This window comes from Bifidobacterium sp. B4142, assembly GCF_026537325.1.
Classification (GTDB): Bacteria; Actinomycetota; Actinomycetes; order Actinomycetales; family Bifidobacteriaceae; genus Bombiscardovia.
The window spans coordinates 525327-551465 of record NZ_JAFNMJ010000001.1 but is presented as its reverse complement, the minus strand read 5'-3'; the positions used below and the strand labels follow the sequence as shown (position 1 = coordinate 551465).

Below are 26139 nucleotides of genomic sequence, written 5' to 3'. Positions count from 1 at the left end.
CGGGCCACCCGCACCCCAGGCAGAAGCCTGCCGGGCTTACCGCTCCCCCGCACAAGGGGCACGCATGGTCAGGCTCGAGCGGAGCCTCCACACCCGCATGAGGATCAAAAGTCTCCATCGGAATCCGCCTCCTCCAGGAGTTCGGAAATCGGACACTCCATCTCCCTGCCGTCTTCCAAATACATGACGAAAAGCTGGTCGAGATACGCCCTCTGCAAGGGATTGCTTATATCCACCCTCTTCGCGTATCCCTCAAAGGTCTTCCAATCGGCCCTGTGGCCTTCCATGTCTCCAACGAACAACACATCATCCGGTGTCAGGTGGTGCTCTTCCATATCAGCCAGCACCAGGTCCAGCAGTCCTTCAGAATTCCGGTTCATCGTCGCCTCCGAATTCCTGCCCTTGCGCCGGGCTTGGGCCTGTCGGGGTGCTCCATGGGTCCTGCACCGTAGCACCGGGAGCAGGAGCCGAGTAGCCATTGGACATTGCAGACTGCTGGCGTGAGCCCGCGAAGCCACCCTGCTGCTGACCGCGGAAGCCGCCGCCCTGCTGGCCCTGCTGCTGGTTCCTGGTCACCTGCGCGGTGGCCCGGGATAGCGCTGGCCCGATCTCGTCCAAGCGCATCTCCACGACCGTGCGCTTGTTGCCATCCCGGTCCTGATAGGAGCGCTGCTCCAAGCGTCCACGGGCGATGACCCGCATGCCCTTGGCCAGGCTGGCCTGAATGTTGGAAGCCGTGGGATGATACTGCGTATCCCAGGCGGAGCAGCGCATGAACAACGTCTCCCCGTCCTCCCACTGGCCCGAATTCCGGTCGAACTGTCGGGGCGCGGACGCGATCGTCAGGTTCGCCACCGTGCCACCGTTGGACGTGGTCCGCATCTCAGGATCGGCAGTCAAATTACCGATTATTGTTAGATAAGTCTCTCCGGCCATTTTTAGGCCCTCCTTAAAGCGTCTTGCAAATGTTTGGGGATGTGCCTCTTAGGGCACGGGTATTTCTCGTTGATGGCGTGAGGGCACTTATCGGCACCCACGTCGGGACGGTGGCAGTACTCGCACCGGCGTACAGCGCCATGCAGCAGCGGGATATCAGCAATCACACCCGTTCACCCCGATCCAGGCACCAGAAGCCGCACACGAGGGCAGCCAGGTCCACCAGGCCAAGCCGAGGCTCCACCAGCGTCCAAGGAACCGCGAAGAACAGGATCGCGCCGCACACGCCGGCACCAAGCAGGGCCAGGTCACTGATCGGCATGACGCGCCCCCAGATCCCTGACGACCCTGCTCACCAGCTCCTCGGACAACGCCTGCGTCCCATACCGGTTGATATCGTCCAGAGCCAGTAGGAAGACCTCCCGATACCCGGCATGGAACGGATTGCCGCCGATACCTGCCCTGGTCGCATTGATACCCACGCCGTCAAGGTCAAACCGGGCATTCGTCACCGTCCCAGGGGCGACGGCCGCATACACGGTCTGCAAGGACGGCCAACCGCAATCAGCACCGCGCACCCGGCTGCCCCTGACCTGCATATACGAGTCCACCGTGTCAAGCGCCGTCACATACCGGTCCGACGGCTTGCCGCTGTCACCACACAAAGGGCACCCATCCAAGCCGGGCGCATACGTCCTGGCACCACACTGGTCGCACTCATACACCTGCACCGTGCCATCAGAATGCTTGCCGAAGAACCCTTTGATCTCTTTTATCCGCATCATCGGGCACCACCAGCCTCAGCCTCAAGACCACCAGCCTTGCCTTGCAGCGCCTCCCTGGTCCTAGACACCACCAAGTCTGGTGCGTCCAAAAGCATGGCCGCATCATCATGGGTGAGCTGGTCCGGCAGGCTCAGGTCCTTACCGGTCAGCGCCTTGAAGGCGGTCCGCGCCTGCGCCGTGGTGTGGACGCCCCCCTGGCGCATCAGGCCCGCGATCCGGTCCTGCTGGTCCTTGGTGGACATGACCACAGCCTGGACCGGCTGCTCATGCTGGACAGGCTGGGTCTCCTGCGCGTCATCCTGCATCTCATTGCTTGTATACAAGCCCGACAGGTCCTGCGGGAACGCCTTACGCAATGCCAGAGCCTCGGCACACTTGGCAAGCATGATGGCAGGCTTTTCCTTCCACATCTTGTTCGGCTCAAAATGCCACTGATTGCCGGGGTCCTGTACTTTCTTCGTGCCCATGTACTCGTGAAGAGTGGCGACACCGGTGAAGGTGCCGCTCCCGCGCTGGACCACAACCTTCGCTGCAAGGGGAGGGTTCACGGCGTCAAGCCACACGTCCCTCCACACGCCGTCGCTACCACACCACTGGGTGGATGGCTCCCCGAACGTCTCATGGCTTCGCTCGGCGGCACGACGGGCGATCAATCGGAACCCGTCGATGCCAACCTGGATGTTCTGCTTGATTCGGTAGATGCTCTTTCCCGACTCGTCCCTGCCTGCCCATTCCTTGCGCCCGACCATATAAATCTGCCTGGCGAACGGGTCCAGCCCGGTACGTTGCACCTGGTGAAAGAACACAGCCAAATCACCATCGCTGGCTCCGTTCACACCCATCTGTTGCAAGGCCGCCACCTGGTTCGGGGTGAAACCGTCCTGCTTGTCCGTAATCGTCAGATCACTACTCATGCCCAAAAGTCCTTACTCTCGTCATCCTTGCCGTCAGCCTCCGGGCCTTCGATGCCCAGCAACCGGCGCGCCTGATCCTGCGCCTGCATGTCCTGGAAGATGGCCGACCAGTCCTTGACCCTGCTGACCGCCACCGTGTCACCCGAACCACGCGAAAGCTCCACGCCCGCAGGCTGCTCGCCGCCGAACTGCCCGACCAGATGCTCTATCGCGTCAGGCTTGGCCGCCCACTCCTTCGGATACGGCACCTGCTCGACGCTCTCCTCCTCGCCGTGCTCCTTGAGCCACTGGGCGAACGCCACAGGATCCTTCACCCGCCAACGGGGTTCGCTGCCCCGTTTCGCGGTCACTGTCCCCAGGTCGGTCGTCAGATGCTCCTTGGGATCCATCCGGTCGGTCAGAAACTCTTTGAGCGCATCGATCTGCGTCTTCAACCGCTTCTGCATCGACTGCGCCAAAGCCAACTGGCCAGCCGCCTCGAACGTGGTCAGCTCACCATCAGCAAGCATGTCCGCAATATCCTTCGCCATCACTCGACCCTCCCTGAAATGCACTTGAGCGGCATGCGTTCCGCCACCGAATCAGCCTCAATAAATTCACAACCCTTCACCGGGCCGAAGTCAGTCATGAAAAGGTCACAGACATGCAACCACTCGCCTCCGCCTGTCTCAAAACGGACGAGCAGATCGCCGTCAGCAGCCTCGTAGACTCCCACTTCGCTTGGAATCAACGCCATCACTCGGCCCTCCCGTCCACGAAATGCACAGGAGTCAAAGGCAGATGCTGCTCCGCCTGCTCGTCACCGAGAAAGACGCCGCACTCCTTGAAGTCCTCCGAAACGTACACCCACTTGTCAGGCAGACCTATATCAGTCAGCATCAGCAACGTCCCATCAGCACCCCGATAAGCGCCCCGCTCGGTCGGCAGCCTGTGACGGCAGCGCAAAGCACACGAGACATGCTCGAAAGACACTGAAAACCCCACAACGGGGCGGAATTGATGGTGAGCGGAGATCCCATTAACCCGTATAAGACGGCCATTGACCACTATCGCGTCGGCCCTACCGTAATCAACGGGTCCGAGCTCCTGCCAGTCGCGCTCATCCCACACCAGAGACACCGACTCCACACCGACAGCTCGCGTCCATGTCCTGTCTTTGTTCCAGTCAAGAATTTGGACATGTTTCAGGCCAACGTCCGAATTCCAATACACAATTTGCCCAAGAAGGTTCAAACTGCCTTCCATCGTCCCGTCTGAAAACAAGACATGCACGTGCTTGCCCTCCAGCTCATAACGGGACAGATTTGTATACCATTCCTTGTCACTCATTTGTTTTCCTTCACTACGATTGGTTTTTCATTGATCCGTGCCGGCGACCAGGGCACCTGCGCCTTCAGCCGCTCGCACTGCTTCCCAAGCGCCGCTACCGTCAGCGCACACTCGTCCAGATAGTCATCAACCTCATCCGCGTCATACCGGTCCGGGAACACCCACCAGCCGCGACGACAGTCGAAAGCCACACGCCGGATATCATCAGGAGTCAACAGGGGCATCACACCCACCTCCAAGACCCAGACGAGCACGAGTAGCCGGATCCAAACGCTCCAACTCAAGAGCGGCCAACTGCTCGGCGGTCATTTGCCCGCCTCCGGCTGCTCCTTGTGGGCAAGACCAGCGACCACTTCATCCAAGTCAGAAGGACGGTAATAATCCCGCTTCCCAAGCTTGATAACCTTGTCCCCGAAATAGAACTTGAACGTTTTCTCCGGCAGCCCGCCCAAATAATCCTGAGCCTCAGCCTGACGCAGTAAAGCACGATTCATGACGCCACCCCCAGTCGTTTAAGAATCGGCTCCACGTCCTCTCGGACCCACACACGCCTACCCTCAACAAGCCGATAGGCGGACTCCAACTCGTGACGAAGACCACGCGGGCATTTTCCACGGAAAACCTCGTCCACACTGAACCAGATCACGCCGCCACCCCCACTTCAGCGAGACGGTAACGGGAGCAAGCATTACCGGACGGGCTCGTACCATCACGGTCAACGACCACGACCAGGCCAATCTTCACCAGATCAGACAGACGGCTACGAACCGTGCTCTCAGCAGGCTCAAAACCCAGCTCCGCTTTCACTTCCCTCTTCACGGCCCACTGGTCGAAAGGCTTCGAACTCGTCGACTCCAGACGCCGCAAAGCACGCAGAGTCAAAACCCTCATACGCGCCGTATTCACCTTCTCCGCCGCCTCAAACGACGTTTCAGGATCACCCCGCCGCGTAGGGGCGGATGGTATATTTGAATCTGACATCAGATATCTACCTACTTTCTTTTGTCACTGCCGCAGGTACCAGCTGCGGCATTCTTCTTATATGGAAAATTTCGAGAAGGGCACGACGAATGCAAGGGAGCCAACCCCTTTCCACGATCATTGCCATCATCGGGGCCGTCACCGGCATCCTTGGTTTCGTCACGGCGACTATCGCCATCGTTCAAACGCGCAAGGCGAACAAGCTCTCCCAGGACGCAAACACCCTCGCTGAGAAAGCCAACGGGATCGCTGAAAAATCCATAGGGATCGCATCCAAAGCAAACGGCCTTGCAACCGAGGCAAACAAGATAAGTAGCGACGCGAACACGATCAGCAAGAGAGCGCTCTCCGTCACCGCCGACCAGACGATCTACGACTGGGGGTTCAAGTTCGACAAGCAGACTTCGACCATCAACATGACCAACAACAGCCCCAACACGGCACACGACGTGACCGTGGTCGTCCGGAACGACGACAAGACCATAATCGAAAGTCGAGTCAAAGAAATAGCCCCGTTCGGCGACCTGCCGCTCCAAAACCAGCTCTTGAGCGATAAGGTGAGCGAAGACCAGAGGAACATCGACCGCATCAATGCCAGCGACGATGGCTTGATGGTCATTGCCGTGGGGAAAATCACCGTCGACATCAACCTGGTCTGGACCAGCGACCTCGGGTTGAAACGGAGCGAGAAATTCAAGAAGTCCTTCAGCTAAGCGCAGCCAAACCACATTACTCGTCATCTCACGCCGCCTTGCGTTTACTGCCGGTGCCCATGAACCATTCGACCGGCCACTCACCCGTGTTCCGCTTCCACGCAGTCACACGATCAGCATGGAAAGTCACAGTCGTCGTGATGGAAGATGAACCGTTCTTCTTCCATGCAGAGAAACCATTACCCGAATAACCGGTAAGAATGAACTCTCCATGAAGACCACTCAGCCGTACACTGTCACCCTTGCGGAAGATGCAAGGCTTAAAGCCAGAAGCAACCCGAGTCTCATAAGAAGCAGCCTCTTGCAAAGACCGCTCGCAATACAGGCTCCTGAACGAGCCGCCATCACCAAACTTGCAGTAAGACTCAATCAACGGAAGGTCGCGGTACTTGTCCTGCTTAGACTTGCGCAAATCCACAACCTGCTTACGCAGACCACGAATCCAAAAAGAATCAACAATCTGCGTAATCGCCAGGCAGATGATCGCCCCATCCTGGAGTAGATTCACCCAATCCATCTCACGCCGCCAATCCGGTGGCGGTGAGGGCCTTGGCCTGCGCCTTGTCCCACACCTGGTCGAACAAGGACCGGTCGGCCTCCGTGTACGCGTACACTTTGCGGATCTGGCCCGACCCGGTCGTGATGTCCGCGCGCTTCGGCTCACACCCATGCGCGGCAATGTAGGCCTGCTTGAGTTTCTTGCCAAACATGCCGCCGCGATGCCGCAGCTCCCGGCTGCCGAGCTGCTTCTCCTTCAGGTAGTCCTGCACATACAAGGGCCGGGATGCGGGGTCGAGCTCCGGGGTCTCCCCCATTTCGCGGGCCAGCACGATCCGTGTCTTCGCCTCCAGGAAATCAGGATGCACAAGACCTTCGGCGGCCTGCAAGAGCTCCACCTGCTCCATGCGCCGCAAATGCTGCGCCTTCAACAGGTGCTCGTTCACCGCCACGCCCGTGTTGAAGTACCGGTCCAGAGCGTCGGCGGCTTCCTGCTGGTAGGCGATGAGCAGGTCCCGAGCCGCCTGGCTCCTGACCCTTCTCGTGTCGATGGTCGCCAGCCACATCGTGAACGTACGACGATCAACCGCCACCATGTCATAGGCCTTACCATCAGAACCAGTTGCGTGTATGACACACGTAACTGCCCAAGGCTGCCTCTTCAACCTTTGAATCTGACCATTCGCATTGAGACCCAAATTCTCGCAGATGGGTTTCAAGGCGACCTTCACGGTCTCCCCGTCCTTCTGCGCCTCGATGACCTGACCCCGGAACGGGACCGATACTATACTGGATACTGTCATTTCAACTCCTTCTCAGTTGGATTGACCAGCCCGGCCACCACCGGGCTTTTTATTACAGGAAAAGCAGGTCGCCGCATATCACGCCGCCCTTCTGAAAGCATCTTCCGGCAAAGCAAGAAGGCCGCTGAAGTCGGTACCCAATATCGATGCGATCCGATCAGCCATATCCACATCGAAGTTCGTCTTGCCGGTCATTCGCCGCGACAATGCATCCTTCGAGATTCCGATCTGATCCGCAAGCCACCGTTGTGATTTGTCTATAATCGCCAACCGGTAGCGGATACCGGCAGCCAAGAGTTGTTGCGTTGTTTGCATATGCTTAGTTTAGCAAATGCTAATTAATTGGCAACTAGCAACACTCCGTTGCGCATATGCTATGCTAGCCGCATGGCTAATAAACGCGACTACAAACCTTTGTCACCTTTCGCCAAGGCCTTCGCCATCGAGTACAAGGGATGGGCCAGCGGGCACAACATCACCCTCAAACAGATAGCCGACAGACTCGGCAGGACACTGCCCTACACCTCCGAACGAGCCAACGGAAAACGCGCCTTGGACACGATGGACGTCGACGCCCTGGCGGGATTGACCGGAATAACCGGCAGGGACCTGATGATCGAACTGGCCAAGCGAACCAAGGAGACACTGCGCAAAAAGACGGATGAGGAAACCGCCAGGGCAGAGACGCGCGTCGAAAACACATTGAAGAAGATACAGCGAAACGATGTGTCGCTCGCAGCTTCCACCGACCCCAACAAGGAGAAGGAGATGGAGGGCGGAGATGGCAGATGAGGCCGCCAGGTCTCTCAAAGGTCTGGAGTCGACGATGACATACGGGCAAATGCGCAAATATGCAGACAACCTGGACGTCCACATCGACAGCGCATATCTACCTCAAGGCAAAAACGGATACTACAACGAAGACGAGCACACGATCCTCATCGATCGTCGCCTTCTTTACTGCCAGAAACGATGCACGCTCGTCCACGAGCTCATCCACTGGCAGCACGCCGACAACACCCGGACAGGCATCTACGGCACCCGCGTCGAACACCGCACCAGGAGGCAGACCGCGCTGAAGCTGATCAACCCTCTCGAATACCGGACAGCCGAAGCCATGTACGAGGGAGACCCATACCAGATCGCCTGCGAACTCGACGTGACCCTTCAGGTTGTCAAAGACTACAGGATGATCCTGGTCCAACGTTCCCGTCAATCCTCTTTGCTTGATGGTTGAATACCCGGACCATTCGTGCCCACTTGGCCATCATCATCCAGTGTTTGTACGTATCGCTTATAGTCGATTTCCGGGTGCGCATAAGGGAATGAGACGCGTAACTGCAGTCTGCCTTTCCCTCCCGTTGCGCCGAAGTGCGCGTAGGAGACGCCTCCTTGTGGCGGCACCTGCCTGCAGTGACGGGAAGTCTGCAGCACCGTCAGATATCCGGCGTATTCTCCATCCAGCCAGACATCGATGATGGGCTCGCCCGCATGCTTGCCCGAGGGCATGATCCCGTGGGTCAAAGCCACCCAGACCTCGGCATTGCGGGGGAAACGCATGAATACATCCTGATGTTTCCCCGCACCAGCGACTCCGACCGTCTGCCATGAATCGACATTCTCGACGATGCAATCCCCTTCAGGCCTCTTATTGCACGGCCGGTGCAGGTCATGGCCGCCGAAATGCCTCGACTGGTCCGCCGCCGACGCACCAAGCGACGATCCGACTTCATGCGAGGCTGCGGCACCACCGCCTGATGCGATGGTCGAGAAACCTCCTCCGAGTCTTCTCATATAGTCGCGCATCCATTCGAAACACTGCTGCGTCTGTCCGGCATCCGAAAGGGCGCGATGCTCCTCGGACTGCGCAATGCCGAACCTGCGAATGAGATCCTCAAGCCGGTGATGCCGCTCCTTGGGAAACATGGCCCGACTCATCTGCAGAGTATCCATGCAGATGACACCCTCCGGGGCCTCCACCCCTATCCGGTCACCCTCTGCCTCCAGGAACCCCATGTCGAAACGCAGATTATGCCCCACCAGCGGATCATCCCCGACCCACGACCAGAAAGCTGGAAGCACCCGAACGATGCCAGGCTGCCCATTCAGCATCGAATCGGTAATCCCAGTAAGCTCGACTATCCGCGCATCCAAGGCGCGCCCCGGATCGACAAGCATCGAAAAACGATCGACCACCTGCCGGCCGCGCACCTTCACAGCGCCTATCTCGATGATCCTGTCCCTATCGGCATGCAGACCCGTCGTCTCCGTATCCAAAGCCACATAATCAACCGGCAGGCCATCATCACCCAGATACCTCCCAGTGAATTCGGGAGACACTACAGAATCAAGACCACCCTCATAACGCTTTCCACTCTCATGACCACCAGCTTGACCCGCATGCCTGCCCCGACCGGACCTGGAAGCAAGGAAAGCGACTAGCAGAACCAGCACCAGGCAGACGACACCCGCCACCGGATAGGCAGCAAACAAGCATACAAGAATGAAAGCGACCACTATCTTCCAGATGGCACCGTTACCCTTCTTACCCATAACCGCAAAACTACAACAAGGGGCCGAAACACCATCATCATTATCTACTCTTGCAGCCTCCTCTAAGGTCGGCATGTCTTCCTGATACGCTGGCACAAGTCACGGAAGACCGGGAGGAGAAACACATGCGCGCCACCAAGAAGTTGTGGACCCTTGTATTGGCTATATCGATTCCTCTTGCAATGTCGGCTTGAGGAAACAGCGCTGCCGAAAGCAGTCAGCCGGAACAGCAAGAAACTGCCCAAAGCAAACCCAAGGAAAAGCCAACCAAGAAGCCGACACCGGGTATCGGTGAGACAGTGGAAAACGACGGGATCAGGATCAAGCTGGTCTCCGCCAGTGACCAGCCCAACATTAATTACGATACGTGCGGAGATGGGTGCAGCAACCATGAATACGCACCCAAAGCGGCAGACCCGAACGCAAAATACTGGGTGGTCACCACGGAAATCACCAATACAGGTAAGGAGCCCATCGACCTGACATGCAGCTACCCCGTCGAGATCAACGCCTACAACTCGGAAAACCAGAAGTATACGTCGATAAAGGATCTGTACCAGGTCCAAGGAAACCCGGAATGCAACACACAGCTCCAACCCGGATTCTCCTCCGCAATGACCTACCCGTTCCAGGTGCCGTCCAGCGCAACGATGATCGGATTGTCATGGAAGCCGGTACATCTCAATGAGGAAAGCCAGCCGGAATACAGCTACTTCCTTACAGACAATAACTACGAACTGAAATGAGTCAGTGCTCCCACCCGGCATAAAATGCTGCTAATGGGCTCTCGCCCATTCTCTGCCCCGCTTCGTTGGGGCTTTCTTTATACCGGTTGTCTGACGTGTGTTGGTGGTATTTTCCCTGTTGTCACAGTAGACATACCATGGGAGGGAAGAAGAGATGACGGATCCTACAGGTGACGGGTACGACAGGTATCGTCCGGAGCAGGAGCAGCCCACGCAGCCGATGGAGCCGGTAACGGAGCAGCCGACCCAGACGATGCCGGTGGTGTCCCAGGAGCTTGGGCAGGTCCCTTACGAGGGTGACGGCCAGGAAAGCGCGGGTCCCGACCCTGGAAATGGGGGCATGAACCCACAGCACGGTGTTGGGAAAGACAAGAAGAAGCCCTGGTACAAGCGCACATGGGTGTGGGTCGTCGCAGCGGTCCTGCTGATCATAGGGCTGGCTACCGGGCAGGGCGGGTCGAAGAATGCCTCAGCACCGGCAAGCAGCAGCCAAACACAGCCCGCGGTCTCCCAGCCCGCGAAGGAGGCCTTCGACTTGCAGACCCTGGTCGGCAGGAAATGGGACGAGGCCAGCAGGACCCTGACCGACCACCACTGGACCACTACCCATTACACGGTTCAGACCGACGACGGGAAAACCCCCATCCTCGACAGTAACTGGACAGTCACAGGCGTATCCGCAGACGCAAAGCCGGTCATCTCGCTCAGACATGACACAGCAGCCCAACCAGCGCCAGCTCCAGCTCCAGCTCAGTCGGCGGCCCCCGCCCCGGCGCAGGAGCCCACTCAGGAACAAGCCCCGGCCCAGGCACCAGCGCCGGCACCCGCACCGGACACTTATGAGTACTACCAGAATTGCGATGCGGTCCGCGCCGCCGGCAAGGCACCCCTGTACCAGGGTCAGCCGGGGTACCGTCCTGCCCTGGACCGGGACCATGACGGCGTGGCCTGCGAGTAAGGAGACACCATGAAAGTAGGCATGCGCAAACCTAGCGTAAAAAGGTCCATCAGCGCCAGGACCACAGGCAAGTGGAAAAGGCAGGCGAAGAAAGCCGTCATCCCCGGATACGGCAAGAAAGGCATGGGCTGGGTCAGGAACCCGAAGAAAGCAGCCTATAACAAGGTCTACAAGAAGACCACGTTCAGCCTCTGGGACCTGTTTAGATAGGAAGCCATCAGCCCCGCTTCAGCGGGGCTCCGCATATGCGGCCCTACCAGGCGAGCGGAACGGGGAAGCTCACACCAATGGCCTTCTCCACGATTATCGATATGAACACCACCGACAAGACGACCACAACCACCTCCAAGATCTCGTCCATGACCCAGGAGAATATGAAAAAACGGGGATACTCCGTCTTGAGCATCCCCGCCCTATCACACGGGTCGGCACTGCCATGCATCATGTTGGACACCTTGACAAAGAAATGCATGAACGGATGCCAACCGGACGCGGACAGCAACGGGGCCGCCTCCGACGTCCCCCCGAACGGACCCTTCTCAGGGCTCATGTCCTCAACCATGTCAAGCGGCTTGCCATCAAGCGGCTGCTCGTGCTTGATGCCCTTGACCGAATCCTTGAGCTCGCTGCTGCCCACCGGCTGGTCGTCCTCCGCCAATGCCCCATCCACAGCATCAGAACTCATGCCAACCCCAAACGCCTCGACCGGTATGACACGGCATCGACCGAGACCTTGAAGAAACTGGCGATGGCAATGTCAGAATTACCATTCTCCTTCAGCTCCCTGAACTTCCCCTCAGGCATCAGGAGATTGCCCGCGAACTCGTTGGCAATGACCTCGAACACATTGCCACGGTCCTGGTCCGACCTCGCATCCTCATATCCTTCGCCTGGCTTGATCGGTTCTACCTCGAAACCGTCGAAACTTTCAGCTGCGGAATGTGTCATGTAGTGGCCTAGCTCATGAGCGGCAGAGAAACGTTTCCTGCTTGGCGGCTGATCAACGTCAAGATACATCGTCGCCGAATTGTCCCCGCCGATCAACATCCCCCAGCGGTCCTTGCCGAGCTGCGAGTCGTATATCTCGATCCCACACTTACGGGCTATCTTGATAGGATCGACCGGGAACTTACCGGAAGTCCAATAGTGCTCGAGGGTATCTTCGGCGAGCTTTCTGGCTATCCTCCGAGCCTCGCCATATGTCATCACTTTACCGTCAGCCATGTTACGACACCTCCCGTCTTCTGGTTTGTCCGCCAACAGCCCCACATTAAGTGTGGATAACTGTGGATAACTTTGTGCTCTACCAATATAGTATCAGAAGCTTCCCTGCCTTCAGAATATGCTTCCCGCCTTTTTGCGTCACCTCCACGCGTCTCAAGGACACCTTCCCATGGTTTTCAAGAGAATTGGTGTGAGAACAACTTTGGCGTATCCTCTGACTTGAGTTCAAGGAAGCCCAGGCCCCGCTTCGACGGGGCTTTTCCATGAGTGCGCCGACACGGGCGTTTTCGAGGATCTGAACCGTCGTTATCGTTGGTATTGCAACGATTAGGCAATGGTGCCACTCCTGTCGTACCTCAAACGCCTCTTGGTGGGTTCGAAGGAATTCTGTTCCGGTGTTCAATGAAGCGCAGGCCCCGCTTCGATGGGGCTTTTGCGCATCATCAGGCTTTGTCTTTCCTGGATTTCCTCCCGCCCACGCCTTTGCGTGACCGCACCCAGTCCTCGTGGCGTCGCCGCTCCTCCTCTTCGAGCTGCTTACTGGTCGGTTCGGACCCTGCGGGCAGGAGCGACATGGGCAGTCTCAGGGCGTCGGGGATGGCTTTGACCGCGTCAGCCCGCTGCTCGCTGTCGATGGTCGTGTAGATGTCGTCCACCTTGACGCTGGTGTGGCCGATCATCTCCTCGATGGCCTTGGTGTCCTTGCCGGCCTTGCGCATGAGGGTGACGGCGCTGTAGCGGGTCTCGTGCCCGGTCCGTTCGGCCGGATCCATGCCGGCCTTCTCGAGAAGAGCTTTGAATTCGGCGGTGTCGGTGGCCCAGAGCCGTGGGCTGCCGTCCCGGTTGCGGAAGATGAGCCCGTGCGGGTTGGGCCAGTCTCTGGTGGCCTTAGAGTAGCGGCGCATGACCTCGACGAGCTGCGGAACGAGGGGCACGGGCCTGGCCTGGCCGCTTTTCGGGGTGACGAGGCACAGCCGTCCTTCCAAGTGCTCCATCGTGTACCCGTCCGGCACCCTCCACCTGGCTTTGGGGCATCGTGCCGCGTAGTGGTGCCCGCACGGCCATGCCCCGTCCTCCTTGGGTCCGCATCCGTGTTCGCGAGGAATGTCGGCCAGGGAATGCCTCAGCTCGTACCAGGGCTGCTCGTCGTCCAGGTGGAGGTATTTGATCTGCGCGCCGAGTATCTCGGATTGGCGCATGCCCGTGAAGAGCCGCCACCACCATATGGCCCCCTCGCTCGGCGGCATGTCGAGGGTCGCCATGAGCATCGACTTGAGTTCGGGCACGCTGAACGCCCTGCGCCCGGTCTGCACCTCCGACAGTCCCCTGACCTTGACACCTTTGACAGGGTTGATCCTGATGACCCTGTCCCCCATGGCCATGTCAAAGATCTGGTCCAGACAGGTCCACAGCTGGTGCCGGTAGCTGACGGACCTGCCGTCCTCTCTGGCCTTGTCGAGGATGCGCTGGATGGTGGTGGGCACGAAATCGGTCATCCTCACGCCCATCCAGTCCTTGCAGTACTTGGTCACGCACGCCCTGTACGCGCCGTACGTCTTCGGGGCCACCCTCTGCCTGGCCCGGTCCAGGAAGAGGTCCACGTAGGACGACAGGCGGGCGGACCGGTCCGAGAGGGTGCCTGTGTCGCGCAGCTCCTCCCTGGCGGCCTTGAGCTTGTCCTTGACCTCCTTGCTGGTCTTACCGGTGAAGGTCCGTCTCCTGCGCACCCCCTCGGCGTCGGGCCCAAGGTCCAGCTGCACCTTCCATCGCTGCACCCTTTTGCGTTCGGGACTGCCGTCCTTCCCCCTGACCGTGTATGTGGCCCAGTAGGTGTATGGCTTGGCCGCACCCGTCCCCCGCTGCTTCGGCATCAGTACCTCCAGGAATCTTTGTGTGCCATTTGTGTGCCATCCTACTGCACGTCTGTAGACATCCTACCGCCATGCCATAGCCCTATAAACGTTGGAATTCCGCCATTCTTGTTTCCGGAACCGAACACCATTATACCCTATTCAACAGACTTCTAATCTGTAGGTCGAGAGTTCGAATCTCTCCGGGGTCACCAATAGCCCTCCCTGCTCCTCTGACAAAAGCAGGGAGACAAACAAACTCATATCTTCTAAGAATGAGGAAGAAAATAATGAGTAAGACGATTTGCAGTAGTTGACGACTGCCGACAACGGTTCACTCATTGGTGGCAATTGTCATATAAAGCACGCAATTAATCCGAGCTCTGCGCAGCAGACCGCAAATATACAAATCACACTACAGACTCATTGCCTTTGCCTATCAATCTCTCGTATTGAGAATGCAGATATGGTAGGCCCATCAATCAGTCGTCCATCACAGATCATATTGGCAATATCAGCTGACCGCAGCCATTGAAAATCCTCTAGTTCCCAATCACCGCCTTGTTTGAAGCTATCGAGCATAGGAATAGATGGAACGTCATCAAGCCGTATTTCCATCACTCGCACGTCGTCTTGAAGCACCCCGGCATCGGCATGAAGCCTGTGCAACTGACGGACGGCGTCAGGCTGAGCGCGCAATCCAGTCTCTTCATGCAATTCGCGAATGGCTGTGGTCTGGGGATTCTCGCCTTGCTCCCCCATGCCTCGCGGAAATTCCCACAGCCAGTCTTCTACAGCGACCCGCCAGTGGCGCGCTATCAGGTAGAAATCCCCTCCCCCTCGTTCTACGACTGTCACGCAAATCACGCCTGGTTGACCCTGTTTGACAGATGCCACGTGCAAGGTCATACCTGCACCCGTGTCCCTCACCTTGACATCCACAGCAGTCACGGTAAAGTCAGCTCCCCCCGCTTCCTCGAAGACTTTTCTACGTCTTATTTCCTGTAAAGGACTACCGGGCCTCAGCTCATCAGCGTTTTTCACAGTCACCTTCCTGGTCAATAATTACCGTTGAGCGAATACCATAGTTTGTGTTGCCGTATGCTGGTCGTGCATCCACTCCACCATTGTCAGCAACTCGGGAAATACTTCAATAAACCAGGCCGCAATCAATATCAGGATAATGGACATTGATCCTGAAAAAATAACCTTGTCGCAGATAACAGATATGGATGCGAGAATCAGGGTCACAATGAACTGTTTGATGATTCTTGAATTGTCCTGCTTTCGATCAAGCTGTGATGCAAACTTCTGCACACAATATGCAATGTTGCGAATATGCCGCTGCTGGTCAGAGTCCGGAGCGTTCGGTCGACAATTACGCCACTGTTGGATCGCGTCTCTTGACTGATAACAGAACTGCACAAAACACGCGGAAGGCATATGCCCCAACAATTCTGTGACTTTGCCCGACAGCATCAATGAGCGCCCACCGGTCCGGCCTGCAAAGCGCTCATACGAATTCGGTTTGCTTTGTACAGCCATAAGGCAGCAGCCCAGATAATCCGCCATTGCTAAGCGGTAGACGAACTGGTACCAGTCTACCAGCGTTTGCTGGTCGCATTCCATGGTCCTACTGCAATCAGCCCTACCTACCGGCAAGGCCGACTGCCTGATAAGCGCAAAGGCCTTGGATCGTCTCGGTTCATGACTTATCTTGTCCAAAACATTCCGGAATGCGGTCTTTTCTGCCTCGTTCGCATTGGAAGCAGAACACCAGGAACGCAGGCAATCGGCGTTTTCACTGACAACAGGAAGAAAGGCATCATTGAAGCTGCGGACGATGCCGCAATTCGACCCGGTTTGAGAACGTTGTTGCTCATACCTAATGAGACCCTTCTGTTCCGCATCTATCCATTCCTGCCAGCGCTGAGCCAGCAATCGGCAGGTATCATCAGACAGGTCTTGCTGGCAGTATGCAGCATACAAGCAAGCGATCCTCTGAGCTATCGACCGATGATCGCCTGCATGCCCATTCAAGACAGCTCTAGCCTGTGGTGCAAATCTTTGACTTTCTTCAGAAGTGACGGTCTTTTGTAAAACTTGATACTCCAGCGGACGCAGCGTACCTATATCCGTCAAGTCAACCGCCTCTCCTTCAGACGAAAGTTGCTGCTGATTATCGGGCGGCACTGTAGTGAACCGCAACAGACATTGCTCCAAGGTCGGTTGTCTGCCGGATACGGTGAGGAAAGGCTTTTCATAACCATTTTGTCCCAGAAGGTCAAGAACTACATCAGGACCAAATGCCAGAAAATAGATACCATCAAAGAGCTCTGCGTCAGTGACAAGAACCTGAGGACTATAAAGGAATGCCGTTCTGAGAATGCCGGCAAATCGTTCAAGAAACTCTGGATGCTGCTGAATGGTTCTCTCTCAGATGCTTACGCCGTCATGACCCTCTGACCAGAACTTCGAGTTCACCTCTGGAACGCGCTTTTGATCGCACTTTAGATTGTGGTTGCATAGATGCCTGACCCGATTCCAATAGCTCAGCTGTTCCTCTGAATCGAAGTTGGTCAGCATGATGGCATATGAACATCCGCTCTGACTCATATCTATATGCTAGACCTCGTGTTTGCCTGCTTGTCTAGCACATTTCCCCTAAAACCGACGGCGCCAGTGGTCCGGCCCAAGTTTAGCCTTGGCAGCTTCAGGTCCGATATGTCAGCGGACCGGGCAGATCGAACAAGTTGAAGGTCACAGCGGCCATCCTGGCTTTTTCTTGGACTGCTTCGGCATACAGAACTTTTATCTTTTGGTAAGACAGGCATGGGGTCACACAGCTGCTGATCATCATCTTCGTTCTCTTCATCAGCTCTCTCACCTCTTCGATCTAGGACATCGTTGAAGGTGCGCAAGTTTTTGGCTCACATCCAGGTTTGCCTTACCACATGGACGGCAAGGTACTCCAGCTGCAGGATTGGAGAAGACAAGACAATCAGCAGAGCTTGGCACAGAAGTCGTCTGATCGCGTCACGACACCCGCAGGATGCCGTGAGCGCCCTTTTCAGCCAGGCTCATCACGTGGTTGACTATGGAATAGTCGCCAGGCTGATCGACCTTGAGTTCTACAAAGCCGCCTTGGGCCGGCAGCAGGGGCAGGACCTGGGCTCCGGCTGATGAGGATGAGGCAGCGGCGGAATTCCCTCGAGAACCTCCACCGATCAGATAGCGGCCCTCAGTCCAGACCGTATCGAACTGGGTTCCCACAATATGGAAGGACAACGGCTGGTTGGGTCCGGCATCCAGAACCCAGATGCGAACCCTTTGCCCCTTCCCCAGTTTGAGCGGATGGGCGTCATATTGAAAGGCCCGTCCATTGAAGGTCATAATGTCCGGGCTCATGGCCGCCACCTTTTCAGGATCGGCAGTCCCTCCATTGGATCCCAGATAAATTTCAGACTGGACCAGAACATACTCCGCAGCCACTGGCGGTAGAGTGCCGTCATCCACGACCACCGCCCCATACATGCCGTTGGCTATGTGGTTTGACATGGGATCGCTGTTGCAGTGGTACATCCAAATGCCGGCCCGATCAGCAGTGAAGGTGTACAAGAGTTCCTTGCCCGGCTCTATGTTGCGCATCATGGTCTGGGGGACGGCCGGGCCGGCATGAAAGTCGATGGAATGGCTCATGCTTCCCTTGTTTCTGATGGTCACTTCAAAGGTGTCTCCCACCCGGCCTCTGAGCACCGGGCCCTGAGCCAGGGGCCGCGATTCCTTATCCCGTGGATCGCTCGCGTCGTCGAAGCTCCAGACCGTACGCTCGAGCCCTGCCGCCACCTGCTCCTTGCGCTCTTTGACCTCCAACGTGTACTTTCTTGTTCCCGCCTTCCCCTGATCATCCAGGGGTGGAAGAGCCGCCTTGGCAGGGTCGTTCTTCTCGGCCTGCGACTTGAGCTTGGCTGCTGACGGGACATGGCCCAGGGCTGTCTTCCCAGCGGAGGACTGACCTTGTTCGGCAACAATTCCACCCTTGGTTTTGACCTTGAGCTCCATGCCCATCTGGCGATGCCCTGCCAACGAGCACCAGCCCAGTGTATCGCCCCCCAGGACCCCCACGTCAACCGAAACACTCTGGCCTACAGGGACGGATCCCGTGCTCTTGCCGTTGGCGAAAACCAGGTCGTGCCGCTGATCCCCGGTGTTTTGAAAATCCACAACCAGCCGGTCGCCTGCCTTGATGGTGATGGCATCCGGCACAAAAGCCATCCCCTTTACCCTGATTGAGGCTCTGCTGGTGTGACCAGTCGGCTGAACACCCTTCGACGATGCCTCCTGAACGCCCCCGGCACTGGGCACTGCCCCGACCGAAACAGCCGGCGTCGGCCGCAGGACCATCACAACCACGGCGGCCACCAGGACCAGCACAGTAGCCGAGGTGGCAATCAGGTCCGTCCTCAATGCCAGGGTCCCCACGCGTTCGTTTTGCGAGCCCTCGGGCTGGCGCCGACAGTAACGCTTGGATGCCAGAACCTGCTTGCCACGAGCAGCCAGATACACCACGGTCAGCATCATGGAGAGAATTCCCAGAACATTCAGGAGGTTCCCCGCCTTCCACAAGGGCGTGTAGAGCCGGATGGCCCCAATGAGCCTGATCAGCAAACCAACCTGCATAAGTCCCCAGGCGCCCCAGAGAAGGGGGTGAAAGGGTAGAGGCCTGCGAATGACCGAAGGAACGATCATGCAGACATGGGCGATAACCATGGTCATGATGAATCCCACAGCCAACGCGTGCAGTGCCATATCGCCCCAGTAGGTGCTGGAGTCCAGGGGCGCCACCATCCAGATGAGGGCAGCCAGCAGTCCCCAGGCATAGGCCGACAACATGCAGGTGCCCATGAATCCTGGCAGGCCGCCATGGCGGAAGGTCCCCTTGGCCACGTCGTGACTGGCCATGACCAGGAGGAGCAGACCCAGGGACAGCCCTAGAAGCGGATAACCGACCGCAGGCGCCATGGCTTGGACCGGCAGCATCAGGACGGTCAGGAAGCTCAGACCAAGAATTCCCGATTCAAGACGGATATCCGAAAAGACCGCCCTGGCCAGCTCCACCCGCTCCCCCACGATGGTCAGAATCAGAAAGAAGAGCCAGGTTGGAGCCAGAACCGAGGCGTCCAATCCCGCAACCCAGCCAGCGGCCCCGACCAGACCCACCAGGGAGCCGAGAACCTGTATGAGCACCTCTGCAGAAGGCTGCCGACGCCAGATGGCCAAGTACATGGCTGTCAGGACCAACATGGACAAAGTCCATGGAATGCCGCCGAAAAGCTCCACCCTGACCCATGCCGGGACAGCACTGCGGCTTGAAGCCAGCAATGACAACAGGCAGAGCAGAGACCCCAGCAGGCCCAAGGCAGGAGCCAAGAATCCCCAGGAGGGTTTGCTGGATCCGCCGCTGCGGTAGGCCACTGCCCTCTCCAGGCCAATGGCAGCGCCCAAAAACCCATAGACCATGAGCCCGCCGTGCAGATCAGCCAGGGGCACCCTGCCTGAGGGGTGAATCAGATCCGCGCGAATCAGCGCCGCTACAAGACCAAGCAGTGCAGCCAGACCCGCCCCGACGAGAAGGGCCACCCTGGACCTGGGCACGGCCATTCTGCCGCCGGACTTACGCATCTTCCGGTCATCCTGCATGAGTCTGTCCGCCTTGTCCTGGGTTGATAATTGATTTGATAGGTATACAATTTAATCGATGAGTCAGGAAATTCAAGCCCATGAGCAACAGATTCGAACCTCCCGCAAGCGCAGACGCGGGGAGGAGATTCGCTCTGCAATCTTGGATTACCTTCATACGGCGGCCGAAGAGACCGGTATAGGTGTAACCGCACAGCAGGTCGGAGCAGCCTTCGGCATCCATCCGACGACCGCTCGTTTCCATCTTGAACGTCTGGTCGAACAGGGCGAGGCAGTCCGTCAGAGAACAGACAGCGACGATCATTCAACCGGGCGAGGCAGACCGGCTGTCATCTACTCCCCCACGTCCATGAACCGAGCCAGAGAGGATATGATCTCCTCGCTCTGCCTGGCACTGGAAACCGCCTGTCCCGACACAAGGAGCAGGAATGAGGCCGCCTTGAAAGCGGGGCAGGCATGGGGTCGTACTCTAGCTCGGCAGGACAAGATCAATGCAGGAAAAAGCGTGCCATCGAGCATGACGCAGACACTGCTGGATGCTCTGACCACCTTAGGTTTTGCACCGGTGAGAGCGCGGCCGGATTCAGCAAGTCTGTATCTGACCGCATGCCCCTTTCTGGAAAGCGTCAGCAACCACCCCATTATCTGCAAGATTCATCTAGGAATGATCCAAGGACTAGCGGAAGGCAACAATAAGGGGACCGGCGACAAAAAAGCCCATGTAGTGTTGAAACCCCTGTCATCGCCAAAAGGATGCTTCTTGAAAGTAGCCAAAGCAGACAGTCGATCAAAAAGGAGAGTAAAGCAATGACCTACGTGATTGCCCAGCCCTGCGTGGACGTCAAGGACAAGGCCTGCGTGGACGAATGCCCGGTGGACTGCATCTACGAGGGCCCCAGGAACCTATACATCAACCCCAACGAATGCATCGACTGCGGTGCCTGCGAGCCCGTCTGCCCGGTAGAGGCCATCTTCTATGAAGAGGATCTGCCGGAGGAATGGACCTGGTTCAAGGATGCCTCCGAAGACTTCTTCGCCCAAGTCGGTGATGCCGGCGGCGCCCAGGCCCAGGGATCCTACGATCACGACCATCCACAGGTCGCCGCCCTGCCCCACCAGGATAATTTCGTCTGCATCCAGCCGGAATCGCGCGGCCAGCGCGCGGTCTGGGTCCGCAAGGACCAAATGGAATGAAGGCCGGTTCAAGCCAGGACGATCACCTGGTCTTCCCAGACTTTCTGGACTGCCCTGTGCAGGAAGCCGCCCGTCTGCTTTTGGGCTGCCTGATCATCCGGGACTACGAGTCGGAAGGGAAACAGGCCAGGGTACGGATCGTGGAAACCGAAGCCTACGATCAGAATGATCCGGCCAGCCATGCCTACCATGGGCAATCGGCTCGCAACGCCGCCCTCTTCGGCCCCAGCGGACACATGTATGTCTACTTCACCTATGGAATGCACTACTGCCTGAACATCTCCTGCCAGGAGGACGGGTTCGGCGCCGGTGTGCTGATTCGGGCCTGTCAACCAGTGCAGGGTCTGGACCTTCTGCGCATCTACAGGCACGGACGTCATCCGGACCGGGATCTGACCAACGGTCCCGCCAAGCTCTGCCAGGCATTGGACATCGACAAGCGCTACTACGGCCATGACCTCAGAAAACCACCCATCCGTCTGGCAGCTTACGGACTGGCCCAGGACGAGACCATCACGGCAACGCCCCGAATAGGCATATCCCATGCCAAGGAGACTCTGCGAAGGTTCGTCATCACCGGCAATCCCTACCTGTCTCGATAAGTGAGCGACAATGCTTCACTTTTGGCTCACACTGTCTAAAAGAGTGGCTTATCGCTCAATGAAGCGTGACTCGACACAGCTCTGGAAGCGGACAAGCAAGAGAATGACGGCAGCCAGCAGAGCAATGATCAGCATGCCCATGAAACTGCCGGTCACCGGATCCAGGCCAAACACTGTTGAGAAAGCCTTGAAGACCCAGGTGGATGCCGTAAAACCAAGGCTGGTGGTGGCTGAAAAGACCCCCATGACCAGCGGATAGCGCTTGTGCTCAGTCAGATTGGACAGATAGTAGGGGCAGGTGGCCATATTGATGGCACTGCCCGAACCAATCAGAAATGCCGATAAACAAACCAGCGGGAACGAGCGAGTGGTCAGGAAGAGCAGGGCGCCCAGGGCCATCAAAAGGAAGGCAACCGGAATGGTCCATTGCTGGCATACCCGCTTGATGCCGTTGATGCTAAGCCCGATCACGACTGAGGAACCCGTGTTGAACATCAGGGCCACCCCGGCAGCACTGGTGCCGCCCAAACCATACTTGGCTATGTATACCGCGAGCTTGTTGTACAGGACCGCGACCAGGAAAATGCTCAGAAACCCAATGAGAATGCAGGAAATGGTAGCCCACCAGCATTGTCCACTTTTTTTAGACGACGACGCTTCAGATCTTACGGCCTTTTCCGACTCCTCTTCGACGGCGCCGACCCCAGGAACCATGAAGATGACCAAGACCAGGGCGGGCAAGGCCAGAAAATAGAGCCAATAGTTGTGTAGCCACCCTCCCTTGGCCAGGACACCGCCCAGAGCAAGAACCAACATGGAAGAGCCATCCTGAACAGCTAGGACCAATCCCATCAGCGCCGCCAACTGTTCTCCACGGAAGAACCTGGCCGACAGGCTGGGTAGAACCGTAGTGGCGATGCCCACGCCAAACCCGACAACCAAGGCAAACAAGAGCAGCTGGCCTACACTGCTGTGCACAAAAAGGGGCATCAAGCCGCCCAGCGCGACACACAGACAGGCTGATGCAGCCAGCGGTTCTGAAACTCATTCTGGTCAAGAGGTGACCGAATAAAAGGGCGGAAACTATAGCAGCCGAAGAGCCGATGGAAACCACAGACTCAACGGTGGAAGGATCAGTGCGAGGAAAGGATGCCTGGATGGCCGCCACGGAGGGAGAAATGATGGAGTCAAACCGCGACATGATGGCCAAGGCCATGATTCCAACCAGAATTCCAAGATTCTGCCTGGACAATATCCCTGTGTCATTGGACTTAGACGCGCACGGGTCCGGTTCCACCGTCGCTGCCTCCCTCTCAATGTCAGCAGCACCATTCCTGGTTGATGTGGGTAGTCTACTCCAGCAGCAGGGCCATGCCAAGCAACACGACGAGGAAGAGCAGATTAAAAACGGTGTAGATTTTCAGGTACTCGCCTTTCTTGCCCGGATACTGCTTGACTACGGCCTTGTAGGAAATCAGCGAGGCCATCGAAGCGACCAAGGTTCCGAGCCCGCCCAGGTTGGTGCCAAGAATGATCGGGTGCCAGGCTGTCGAAAAACCTGAGACCAGAAGGGCTGTGGGCACATTGCTGATGACCTGGCTGCACAGGACCGAGGTAATCAGAGGATGGATATTGACCAGGCCGCTGACCAGGTTATAAAACTGGGGAATCCTCCTCGCATTGCCGATGAAAACGAAGAAAGCCACGAAGGTCAGCAGGAGTCCCCAATCTACATGCAGAAAGACCCCCCTATCGCAGATCAAGAAGGTCACCGCTACCACCAAAACCATAACCCATTGGGATATCAGTTTGGCCACGCCCAGCAGGCAGACAAGAAAGAGAAGGAGGTAGATGGCGATGCGCCAGCCGCTGGACTGCTGCATCTCTTTCACCTGAGGCTGTATCTCATCCTCCCTGGGCGCCAATACGCTGCGGCGAATCTCCTGCGGATCCATGCCCTCGAACTTGTTAAGATGCCGATTCCTGAAGGCAAACCAGCAGCACAGGAAGAGCATCAGGGCAGCGACCAGGGCATAAGGCACCATAAGGAAGAGGAACTCACCAGTAGGCATCTCGGAGCGGGCCTTGAGATATAAGTTGTGGGCGTTGCCGATGGGCGTTAGCATGCTGCCCACATTGGCGCCCAACGTCATCAGGGTGACGATCAGCAGAGCATGGCTTTCCAAACCAGCCATGATGAGAACAGCAATGGCGAAGGGCACAAAGGTAACCAGGGCTACATCGTTCGTGATGAACATGCTGGAGAAGAAAGGCAGGGAAACCAGAACCAAAGCCAGGCCCCGCACCGAGCGGACACGACTCAGCAGGCCGGCGCCAATGGCGTGGAAGACCCCGATGCGCTGAAAGCCGCAGACCACCATCATCAGAGAACCCAGCTGGGTGAGGGTATTGACATGGATATAGCCCAGATACTGCCTGTCGGGAGGAATGAGGATGCAGGATATGAGAGCGATGACTGCCGCGACAACCAGAACGGTCTCGTTTTTCAGCAGCCCGATCACCCGATGTTGCATGGTCACCTCCGGCGAACGAATTCCTCACTTAGTTTACGCGCCTGACAGAGGCTTACAGGACCCCTCATGGCGCTATTTTCCGCTGCTGTGCCTACGGTCGGCTTATCGGGGCCTACTGGCCGCTAGCCTGTCTGGCCCCGACTTCCGACTCTTGTCGGATACCCGCAAGGCACAGAAAGGGGTCCTGCGAATCCATGCATTCGCAGGACCCCTATCGGCGCAATACTACCTGTCGCTCATTCGCTCCGGATCGGGAATCGCAATGATGCCAAACACCTTTTCATCGCCGATAGCTTCCAAATGTTTAAGAACGAATTACAAGGACGCAATCTTGCCGTCCTGAACTATCTTTCTTAATCTCAAGCTGAACAAGGCCAACAAAACTGCTGCCAGTGCGTCCAATGTCTATTGGACCTCATCCTGCTTTGGAATGAGGAAAGAGCAAAGGAACGCAAGGACCAGAAGGACAGCAGAGCCGATCATGGAGGAGACGTAACCTGCCTGAGCGCCGGACGTACCGGCTACAAGGTTCATTATGGCGTATAGTACGGCGTAACTCAGCCCGGCTCCTAGATTAAATCCGCCTGAGTTCAACCCCGGAAGATACCCGGTATTGTCAGCCGGCGAAAGCACCACACCGAGGCCATTCAGCATGATATTGACCGTTCCCGCGTATGAAACACCCAGAAGCAGTGACATCACCACCAGAGACCAGACGCTTGGCGACAGACAAACATAAATGCCGAAAACAACACCTACTATGCTCACCAGCTGACCTGCACGAAGTACCTTGTGATACCCATATTTTGATGCCAGTATCCCGGCAACAGGTCCAAAAGCCAAACCGACGAGCGCATATGGAGTCAAAGTCGCAAACGAAACCACACTGGCACTCATTCCGGCACCGACTTTGGAATCCTGAGCCAGCGCGGGTACCACTCCATTCATGATTGCGAAGACGCCTACCATTGTGGTCAATGTGGTCAGCAAAAGCCCCCAAGTACGCCGTTGCTTCAGATAAGCTGTTGTCACCATAGGAGCTTTGCTTCTCTTCTCCGTATTCCAGAAGATCACGAAGAACAGTGCAGCTACCACCAATTCAATGCATACCATAAACCAGTTGGCCGCAGCCAGTTTCTCGGCCTCATTGATGGCGAAATACGCGCAAACGAATGCAATACAAAGAAATATCACGCCAGCCCAGTCCATGCGCGGTGTCTGTGCTGCGTGACTTTCTTGGGCAAAAGCGGCGACCAGTATGATGGCCAATACGGCAACAGCAACCATAAACCAAAATACTGAGCGAAAACCGAAGGTCCCGGCCAACCATCCGCCCAGCAAGGCATCAACCCCGCCGATGCCGCCATTTACGGCGGTGAGAATGGACATGAGCCTGGCGTACCTAGAATCTTCTGTAACCTGCGCGTGCAACATAATCAACGTCATAGGGACAACAGGGCCTGCAACCCCTTGAACGACTCGTCCGATCATAAGCACGAGCACGTTGGGCGCAAAGGCCGAAATCACACAGCCAATGGCGGTTAGAACCAGGATGCCCGAAAGCACCTTCTTGCGGCCGACCAGGTCACCCAATCTAGGAAGGAAGAGCGAGAAGACAGCGCAAGAGGTGAAGAATACCGTCTGAGAAAGTCCGATTTGAGAACTCGTAGTATGCAACTCATGCTCCATAGTCGTCAGCGCGGGAGAGAGCATGGAAGCATTGAGCTGGAAAGCGAAGACGGCAGCCATCAGGGCCGTCATCAGGGCAACAATTGACTTGCCGCCCTGATCAAGGATTTTAGAGGATTCCTTAGTCATC

At 57.1% G+C, this 26139-nt stretch carries 33 protein-coding genes; 10 read left to right on the top strand and 23 right to left on the bottom strand.

Going from position 1 to position 26139, the window contains the following annotated elements; all coding sequences use genetic code 11:
* Positions 1-104: 104 nt before the first annotated feature.
* The 10 genes from J3U06_RS02470 to J3U06_RS02425 form a co-directional block, all read right to left on the bottom strand.
* On the bottom strand, positions 105-347 hold the full coding sequence (locus J3U06_RS02470) for a hypothetical protein (protein WP_267444202.1): 243 nt from the start codon (positions 345-347) through the stop codon (positions 105-107).
* Positions 348-363: 16 nt separating this feature from the next.
* The gene (locus J3U06_RS02465) at positions 364-936 is read right to left on the bottom strand and encodes a single-stranded DNA-binding protein (RefSeq protein WP_267444201.1); all 573 of its coding nucleotides are present in this window, start codon (positions 934-936) and stop codon (positions 364-366) included.
* Positions 937-1099: 163 nt separating this feature from the next.
* A complete protein-coding gene (locus tag J3U06_RS02460; protein ID WP_267444200.1) occupies positions 1100-1258 on the bottom strand; it encodes a hypothetical protein in 159 nt (52 codons plus the stop codon).
* A complete protein-coding gene (locus J3U06_RS02455) occupies positions 1245-1721 on the bottom strand; it encodes a hypothetical protein (RefSeq protein WP_267444199.1) in 477 nt (158 codons plus the stop codon). Before J3U06_RS02455 ends, J3U06_RS02460 begins: the two co-directional genes overlap by 14 nt.
* Entirely contained in the window at positions 1718-2635 is a 918-nt protein-coding gene (gene bet / locus J3U06_RS02450; RefSeq protein ID WP_267444198.1) for a phage recombination protein Bet, read from the bottom strand. Before bet ends, J3U06_RS02455 begins: the two co-directional genes overlap by 4 nt.
* Positions 2632-3165: a hypothetical protein gene (locus J3U06_RS02445; protein WP_267444197.1), complete on the bottom strand. Its 534-nt coding sequence runs from the start codon at positions 3163-3165 to the stop codon at positions 2632-2634. Before J3U06_RS02445 ends, bet begins: the two co-directional genes overlap by 4 nt.
* The gene (locus tag J3U06_RS02440; protein WP_267444196.1) at positions 3165-3371 is read right to left on the bottom strand and encodes a hypothetical protein; all 207 of its coding nucleotides are present in this window, start codon (positions 3369-3371) and stop codon (positions 3165-3167) included. Before J3U06_RS02440 ends, J3U06_RS02445 begins: the two co-directional genes overlap by 1 nt.
* Positions 3371-3964 carry a hypothetical protein gene (locus tag J3U06_RS02435; protein WP_267444195.1) on the bottom strand — a complete coding sequence of 198 codons (594 nt, stop codon included), beginning with the start codon at positions 3962-3964 and terminating at the stop codon, positions 3371-3373. Before J3U06_RS02435 ends, J3U06_RS02440 begins: the two co-directional genes overlap by 1 nt.
* Positions 3961-4188 carry a DivIVA domain-containing protein gene (locus J3U06_RS02430; RefSeq protein WP_267444194.1) on the bottom strand — a complete coding sequence of 76 codons (228 nt, stop codon included), beginning with the start codon at positions 4186-4188 and terminating at the stop codon, positions 3961-3963. The genes J3U06_RS02435 and J3U06_RS02430 overlap by 4 nt, the downstream gene beginning before the upstream one ends.
* Positions 4189-4269: 81 nt before the next feature.
* Positions 4270-4458, bottom strand: a complete 189-nt coding sequence (locus J3U06_RS02425; protein ID WP_267444193.1) for a hypothetical protein — start codon at positions 4456-4458, stop codon at positions 4270-4272.
* A 474-nt stretch (positions 4459-4932) separates the two neighbouring features.
* On the opposite strand from J3U06_RS02425, the gene J3U06_RS02420 reads away from it, so the two are divergent.
* Entirely contained in the window at positions 4933-5658 is a 726-nt protein-coding gene (locus tag J3U06_RS02420; protein ID WP_267444192.1) for a hypothetical protein, read from the top strand.
* A 28-nt stretch (positions 5659-5686) separates the two neighbouring features.
* Here the strand turns inward: J3U06_RS02420 and J3U06_RS02415 are convergent, their stop codons facing one another.
* The 3 genes from J3U06_RS02415 to J3U06_RS02405 all read right to left on the bottom strand — a co-directional run bounded on the left by J3U06_RS02415 (position 5687) and on the right by J3U06_RS02405 (position 7274).
* The gene (locus J3U06_RS02415) at positions 5687-6175 is read right to left on the bottom strand and encodes a hypothetical protein (RefSeq protein ID WP_267444191.1); all 489 of its coding nucleotides are present in this window, start codon (positions 6173-6175) and stop codon (positions 5687-5689) included.
* Position 6176: 1 nt separating this feature from the next.
* Positions 6177-6959: a phage antirepressor N-terminal domain-containing protein gene (locus J3U06_RS02410; RefSeq protein ID WP_267444190.1), complete on the bottom strand. Its 783-nt coding sequence runs from the start codon at positions 6957-6959 to the stop codon at positions 6177-6179.
* A gap of 78 nt (positions 6960-7037) precedes the next feature.
* A complete protein-coding gene (locus tag J3U06_RS02405; protein ID WP_267444189.1) occupies positions 7038-7274 on the bottom strand; it encodes a helix-turn-helix domain-containing protein in 237 nt (78 codons plus the stop codon).
* A gap of 72 nt (positions 7275-7346) precedes the next feature.
* Here J3U06_RS02405 and J3U06_RS02400 point away from each other — a divergent pair, with 72 nt between their 5' ends.
* Together J3U06_RS02400 and J3U06_RS02395 are read left to right on the top strand one after the other, a co-directional pair.
* The gene (locus tag J3U06_RS02400; RefSeq protein WP_267444188.1) at positions 7347-7751 is read left to right on the top strand and encodes a hypothetical protein; all 405 of its coding nucleotides are present in this window, start codon (positions 7347-7349) and stop codon (positions 7749-7751) included.
* Complete coding sequence (locus J3U06_RS02395; RefSeq protein ID WP_267444187.1) at positions 7741-8196, top strand: hypothetical protein; 456 nt, start codon at positions 7741-7743, stop codon at positions 8194-8196. The genes J3U06_RS02400 and J3U06_RS02395 overlap by 11 nt, the downstream gene beginning before the upstream one ends.
* Here the strand turns inward: J3U06_RS02395 and J3U06_RS02390 are convergent.
* Entirely contained in the window at positions 8172-9512 is a 1341-nt protein-coding gene (locus J3U06_RS02390) for a PolC-type DNA polymerase III (protein ID WP_267444186.1), read from the bottom strand. The two genes, J3U06_RS02395 and J3U06_RS02390, sit on opposite strands and share 25 nt — an antisense overlap.
* 299 nt (positions 9513-9811) lie before the next feature.
* Between J3U06_RS02390 and J3U06_RS02385 the strand changes: the two genes are divergently transcribed.
* The 3 genes from J3U06_RS02385 to J3U06_RS02375 all read left to right on the top strand — a co-directional run bounded on the left by J3U06_RS02385 (position 9812) and on the right by J3U06_RS02375 (position 11426).
* Positions 9812-10258: a hypothetical protein gene (locus tag J3U06_RS02385; RefSeq protein WP_267444185.1), complete on the top strand. Its 447-nt coding sequence runs from the start codon at positions 9812-9814 to the stop codon at positions 10256-10258.
* A 154-nt stretch (positions 10259-10412) separates the two neighbouring features.
* Entirely contained in the window at positions 10413-11216 is an 804-nt protein-coding gene (locus J3U06_RS02380; RefSeq protein ID WP_267444184.1) for an excalibur calcium-binding domain-containing protein, read from the top strand.
* Between the two features lie 9 nt (positions 11217-11225).
* Positions 11226-11426 (top strand): hypothetical protein, encoded by a 201-nt coding sequence (locus J3U06_RS02375; protein ID WP_267444183.1) that lies wholly within the window; start codon positions 11226-11228, stop codon positions 11424-11426.
* A gap of 43 nt (positions 11427-11469) precedes the next feature.
* On the opposite strand, the gene J3U06_RS02370 is transcribed toward J3U06_RS02375, so the two are convergent.
* From J3U06_RS02370 to J3U06_RS02350, 5 genes are all read right to left on the bottom strand, one after another.
* On the bottom strand, positions 11470-11874 hold the full coding sequence (locus J3U06_RS02370; protein ID WP_267444182.1) for a hypothetical protein: 405 nt from the start codon (positions 11872-11874) through the stop codon (positions 11470-11472).
* Positions 11875-11897: 23 nt separating this feature from the next.
* The gene (locus tag J3U06_RS02365) at positions 11898-12440 is read right to left on the bottom strand and encodes an ImmA/IrrE family metallo-endopeptidase (RefSeq protein WP_267444181.1); all 543 of its coding nucleotides are present in this window, start codon (positions 12438-12440) and stop codon (positions 11898-11900) included.
* A gap of 443 nt (positions 12441-12883) precedes the next feature.
* Positions 12884-14311, bottom strand: a complete 1428-nt coding sequence (locus J3U06_RS02360; RefSeq protein WP_267444180.1) for a tyrosine-type recombinase/integrase — start codon at positions 14309-14311, stop codon at positions 12884-12886.
* Between the two features lie 402 nt (positions 14312-14713).
* Positions 14714-15334, bottom strand: a complete 621-nt coding sequence (locus J3U06_RS02355; protein WP_267399605.1) for an NUDIX hydrolase — start codon at positions 15332-15334, stop codon at positions 14714-14716.
* Positions 15335-15355: 21 nt separating this feature from the next.
* Positions 15356-16432, bottom strand: coding sequence for a hypothetical protein (locus tag J3U06_RS02350; RefSeq protein WP_267442751.1), 1077 nt, complete (start codon positions 16430-16432; stop codon positions 15356-15358).
* 87 nt (positions 16433-16519) lie between these two features.
* On the opposite strand from J3U06_RS02350, the gene J3U06_RS02345 reads away from it, so the two are divergent.
* Positions 16520-16756 carry a hypothetical protein gene (locus J3U06_RS02345; RefSeq protein WP_267399603.1) on the top strand — a complete coding sequence of 79 codons (237 nt, stop codon included), beginning with the start codon at positions 16520-16522 and terminating at the stop codon, positions 16754-16756.
* A gap of 570 nt (positions 16757-17326) precedes the next feature.
* Here J3U06_RS02345 and J3U06_RS02340 read toward each other — a convergent pair.
* The gene (locus J3U06_RS02340; RefSeq protein ID WP_267444179.1) at positions 17327-19990 is read right to left on the bottom strand and encodes a multicopper oxidase domain-containing protein; all 2664 of its coding nucleotides are present in this window, start codon (positions 19988-19990) and stop codon (positions 17327-17329) included.
* A gap of 58 nt (positions 19991-20048) precedes the next feature.
* Between J3U06_RS02340 and J3U06_RS02335 the strand changes: the two genes are divergently transcribed.
* The 3 genes from J3U06_RS02335 to J3U06_RS02325 are packed head-to-tail and all read left to right on the top strand — an operon-like array spanning position 20049 to position 21786.
* Positions 20049-20801 (top strand): helix-turn-helix transcriptional regulator, encoded by a 753-nt coding sequence (locus tag J3U06_RS02335; protein ID WP_267444178.1) that lies wholly within the window; start codon positions 20049-20051, stop codon positions 20799-20801.
* Positions 20798-21184, top strand: a complete 387-nt coding sequence (gene fdxA / locus J3U06_RS02330; RefSeq protein WP_267399599.1) for a ferredoxin — start codon at positions 20798-20800, stop codon at positions 21182-21184. The genes J3U06_RS02335 and fdxA overlap by 4 nt, the downstream gene beginning before the upstream one ends.
* Positions 21181-21786: a DNA-3-methyladenine glycosylase gene (locus J3U06_RS02325; RefSeq protein ID WP_267444177.1), complete on the top strand. Its 606-nt coding sequence runs from the start codon at positions 21181-21183 to the stop codon at positions 21784-21786. The genes fdxA and J3U06_RS02325 overlap by 4 nt, the downstream gene beginning before the upstream one ends.
* Before the next feature lie 48 nt (positions 21787-21834).
* Here J3U06_RS02325 and J3U06_RS02320 read toward each other — a convergent pair whose 3' ends face one another.
* The 3 genes from J3U06_RS02320 to J3U06_RS02310 all read right to left on the bottom strand — a co-directional run bounded on the left by J3U06_RS02320 (position 21835) and on the right by J3U06_RS02310 (position 26138).
* Positions 21835-22788 (bottom strand): MFS transporter, encoded by a 954-nt coding sequence (locus J3U06_RS02320; RefSeq protein WP_324123884.1) that lies wholly within the window; start codon positions 22786-22788, stop codon positions 21835-21837.
* Positions 22789-23138: 350 nt separating this feature from the next.
* Positions 23139-24320 (bottom strand): SLC13 family permease, encoded by a 1182-nt coding sequence (locus J3U06_RS02315; RefSeq protein ID WP_220237441.1) that lies wholly within the window; start codon positions 24318-24320, stop codon positions 23139-23141.
* A gap of 405 nt (positions 24321-24725) precedes the next feature.
* The gene (locus J3U06_RS02310; RefSeq protein WP_267430243.1) at positions 24726-26138 is read right to left on the bottom strand and encodes an MFS transporter; all 1413 of its coding nucleotides are present in this window, start codon (positions 26136-26138) and stop codon (positions 24726-24728) included.
* Position 26139: the final 1 nt, after the last annotated feature.

What these genes read in the sequence shown, in the direction of transcription:
- J3U06_RS02465 (WP_267444201.1), bottom strand. Translation starts at nt 936, where the DNA reads ATGGCCGGAGAGACTTATCTAACAATAATCGGTAATTTGACTGCCGAT.
- J3U06_RS02460 (WP_267444200.1), bottom strand. Translation starts at nt 1,258, where the DNA reads ATGCCGATCAGTGACCTGGCCCTGCTTGGTGCCGGCGTGTGCGGCGCG.
- J3U06_RS02455 (WP_267444199.1), bottom strand. Translation starts at nt 1,721, where the DNA reads ATGATGCGGATAAAAGAGATCAAAGGGTTCTTCGGCAAGCATTCTGAT.
- bet (WP_267444198.1), bottom strand. Translation starts at nt 2,635, where the DNA reads ATGAGTAGTGATCTGACGATTACGGACAAGCAGGACGGTTTCACCCCG.
- J3U06_RS02445 (WP_267444197.1), bottom strand. Translation starts at nt 3,165, where the DNA reads ATGGCGAAGGATATTGCGGACATGCTTGCTGATGGTGAGCTGACCACG.
- J3U06_RS02440 (WP_267444196.1), bottom strand. Translation starts at nt 3,371, where the DNA reads ATGGCGTTGATTCCAAGCGAAGTGGGAGTCTACGAGGCTGCTGACGGC.
- J3U06_RS02435 (WP_267444195.1), bottom strand. Translation starts at nt 3,964, where the DNA reads ATGAGTGACAAGGAATGGTATACAAATCTGTCCCGTTATGAGCTGGAG.
- J3U06_RS02430 (WP_267444194.1), bottom strand. Translation starts at nt 4,188, where the DNA reads ATGCCCCTGTTGACTCCTGATGATATCCGGCGTGTGGCTTTCGACTGT.
- J3U06_RS02425 (WP_267444193.1), bottom strand. Translation starts at nt 4,458, where the DNA reads ATGAATCGTGCTTTACTGCGTCAGGCTGAGGCTCAGGATTATTTGGGC.
- J3U06_RS02415 (WP_267444191.1), bottom strand. Translation starts at nt 6,175, where the DNA reads ATGGATTGGGTGAATCTACTCCAGGATGGGGCGATCATCTGCCTGGCG.
- J3U06_RS02410 (WP_267444190.1), bottom strand. Translation starts at nt 6,959, where the DNA reads ATGACAGTATCCAGTATAGTATCGGTCCCGTTCCGGGGTCAGGTCATC.
- J3U06_RS02405 (WP_267444189.1), bottom strand. Translation starts at nt 7,274, where the DNA reads ATGCAAACAACGCAACAACTCTTGGCTGCCGGTATCCGCTACCGGTTG.
- J3U06_RS02400 (WP_267444188.1), top strand. Translation starts at nt 7,347, where the DNA reads ATGGCTAATAAACGCGACTACAAACCTTTGTCACCTTTCGCCAAGGCC.
- J3U06_RS02395 (WP_267444187.1), top strand. Translation starts at nt 7,741, where the DNA reads ATGGCAGATGAGGCCGCCAGGTCTCTCAAAGGTCTGGAGTCGACGATG.
- J3U06_RS02390 (WP_267444186.1), bottom strand. Translation starts at nt 9,512, where the DNA reads ATGGGTAAGAAGGGTAACGGTGCCATCTGGAAGATAGTGGTCGCTTTC.
- J3U06_RS02380 (WP_267444184.1), top strand. Translation starts at nt 10,413, where the DNA reads ATGACGGATCCTACAGGTGACGGGTACGACAGGTATCGTCCGGAGCAG.
- J3U06_RS02375 (WP_267444183.1), top strand. Translation starts at nt 11,226, where the DNA reads ATGAAAGTAGGCATGCGCAAACCTAGCGTAAAAAGGTCCATCAGCGCC.
- J3U06_RS02365 (WP_267444181.1), bottom strand. Translation starts at nt 12,440, where the DNA reads ATGGCTGACGGTAAAGTGATGACATATGGCGAGGCTCGGAGGATAGCC.
- J3U06_RS02360 (WP_267444180.1), bottom strand. Translation starts at nt 14,311, where the DNA reads ATGCCGAAGCAGCGGGGGACGGGTGCGGCCAAGCCATACACCTACTGG.
- J3U06_RS02340 (WP_267444179.1), bottom strand. Translation starts at nt 19,990, where the DNA reads ATGCAGGATGACCGGAAGATGCGTAAGTCCGGCGGCAGAATGGCCGTG.
- J3U06_RS02335 (WP_267444178.1), top strand. Translation starts at nt 20,049, where the DNA reads ATGAGTCAGGAAATTCAAGCCCATGAGCAACAGATTCGAACCTCCCGC.
- fdxA (WP_267399599.1), top strand. Translation starts at nt 20,798, where the DNA reads ATGACCTACGTGATTGCCCAGCCCTGCGTGGACGTCAAGGACAAGGCC.
- J3U06_RS02325 (WP_267444177.1), top strand. Translation starts at nt 21,181, where the DNA reads ATGAAGGCCGGTTCAAGCCAGGACGATCACCTGGTCTTCCCAGACTTT.
- J3U06_RS02315 (WP_220237441.1), bottom strand. Translation starts at nt 24,320, where the DNA reads ATGCAACATCGGGTGATCGGGCTGCTGAAAAACGAGACCGTTCTGGTT.
- J3U06_RS02310 (WP_267430243.1), bottom strand. Translation starts at nt 26,138, where the DNA reads ATGACTAAGGAATCCTCTAAAATCCTTGATCAGGGCGGCAAGTCAATT.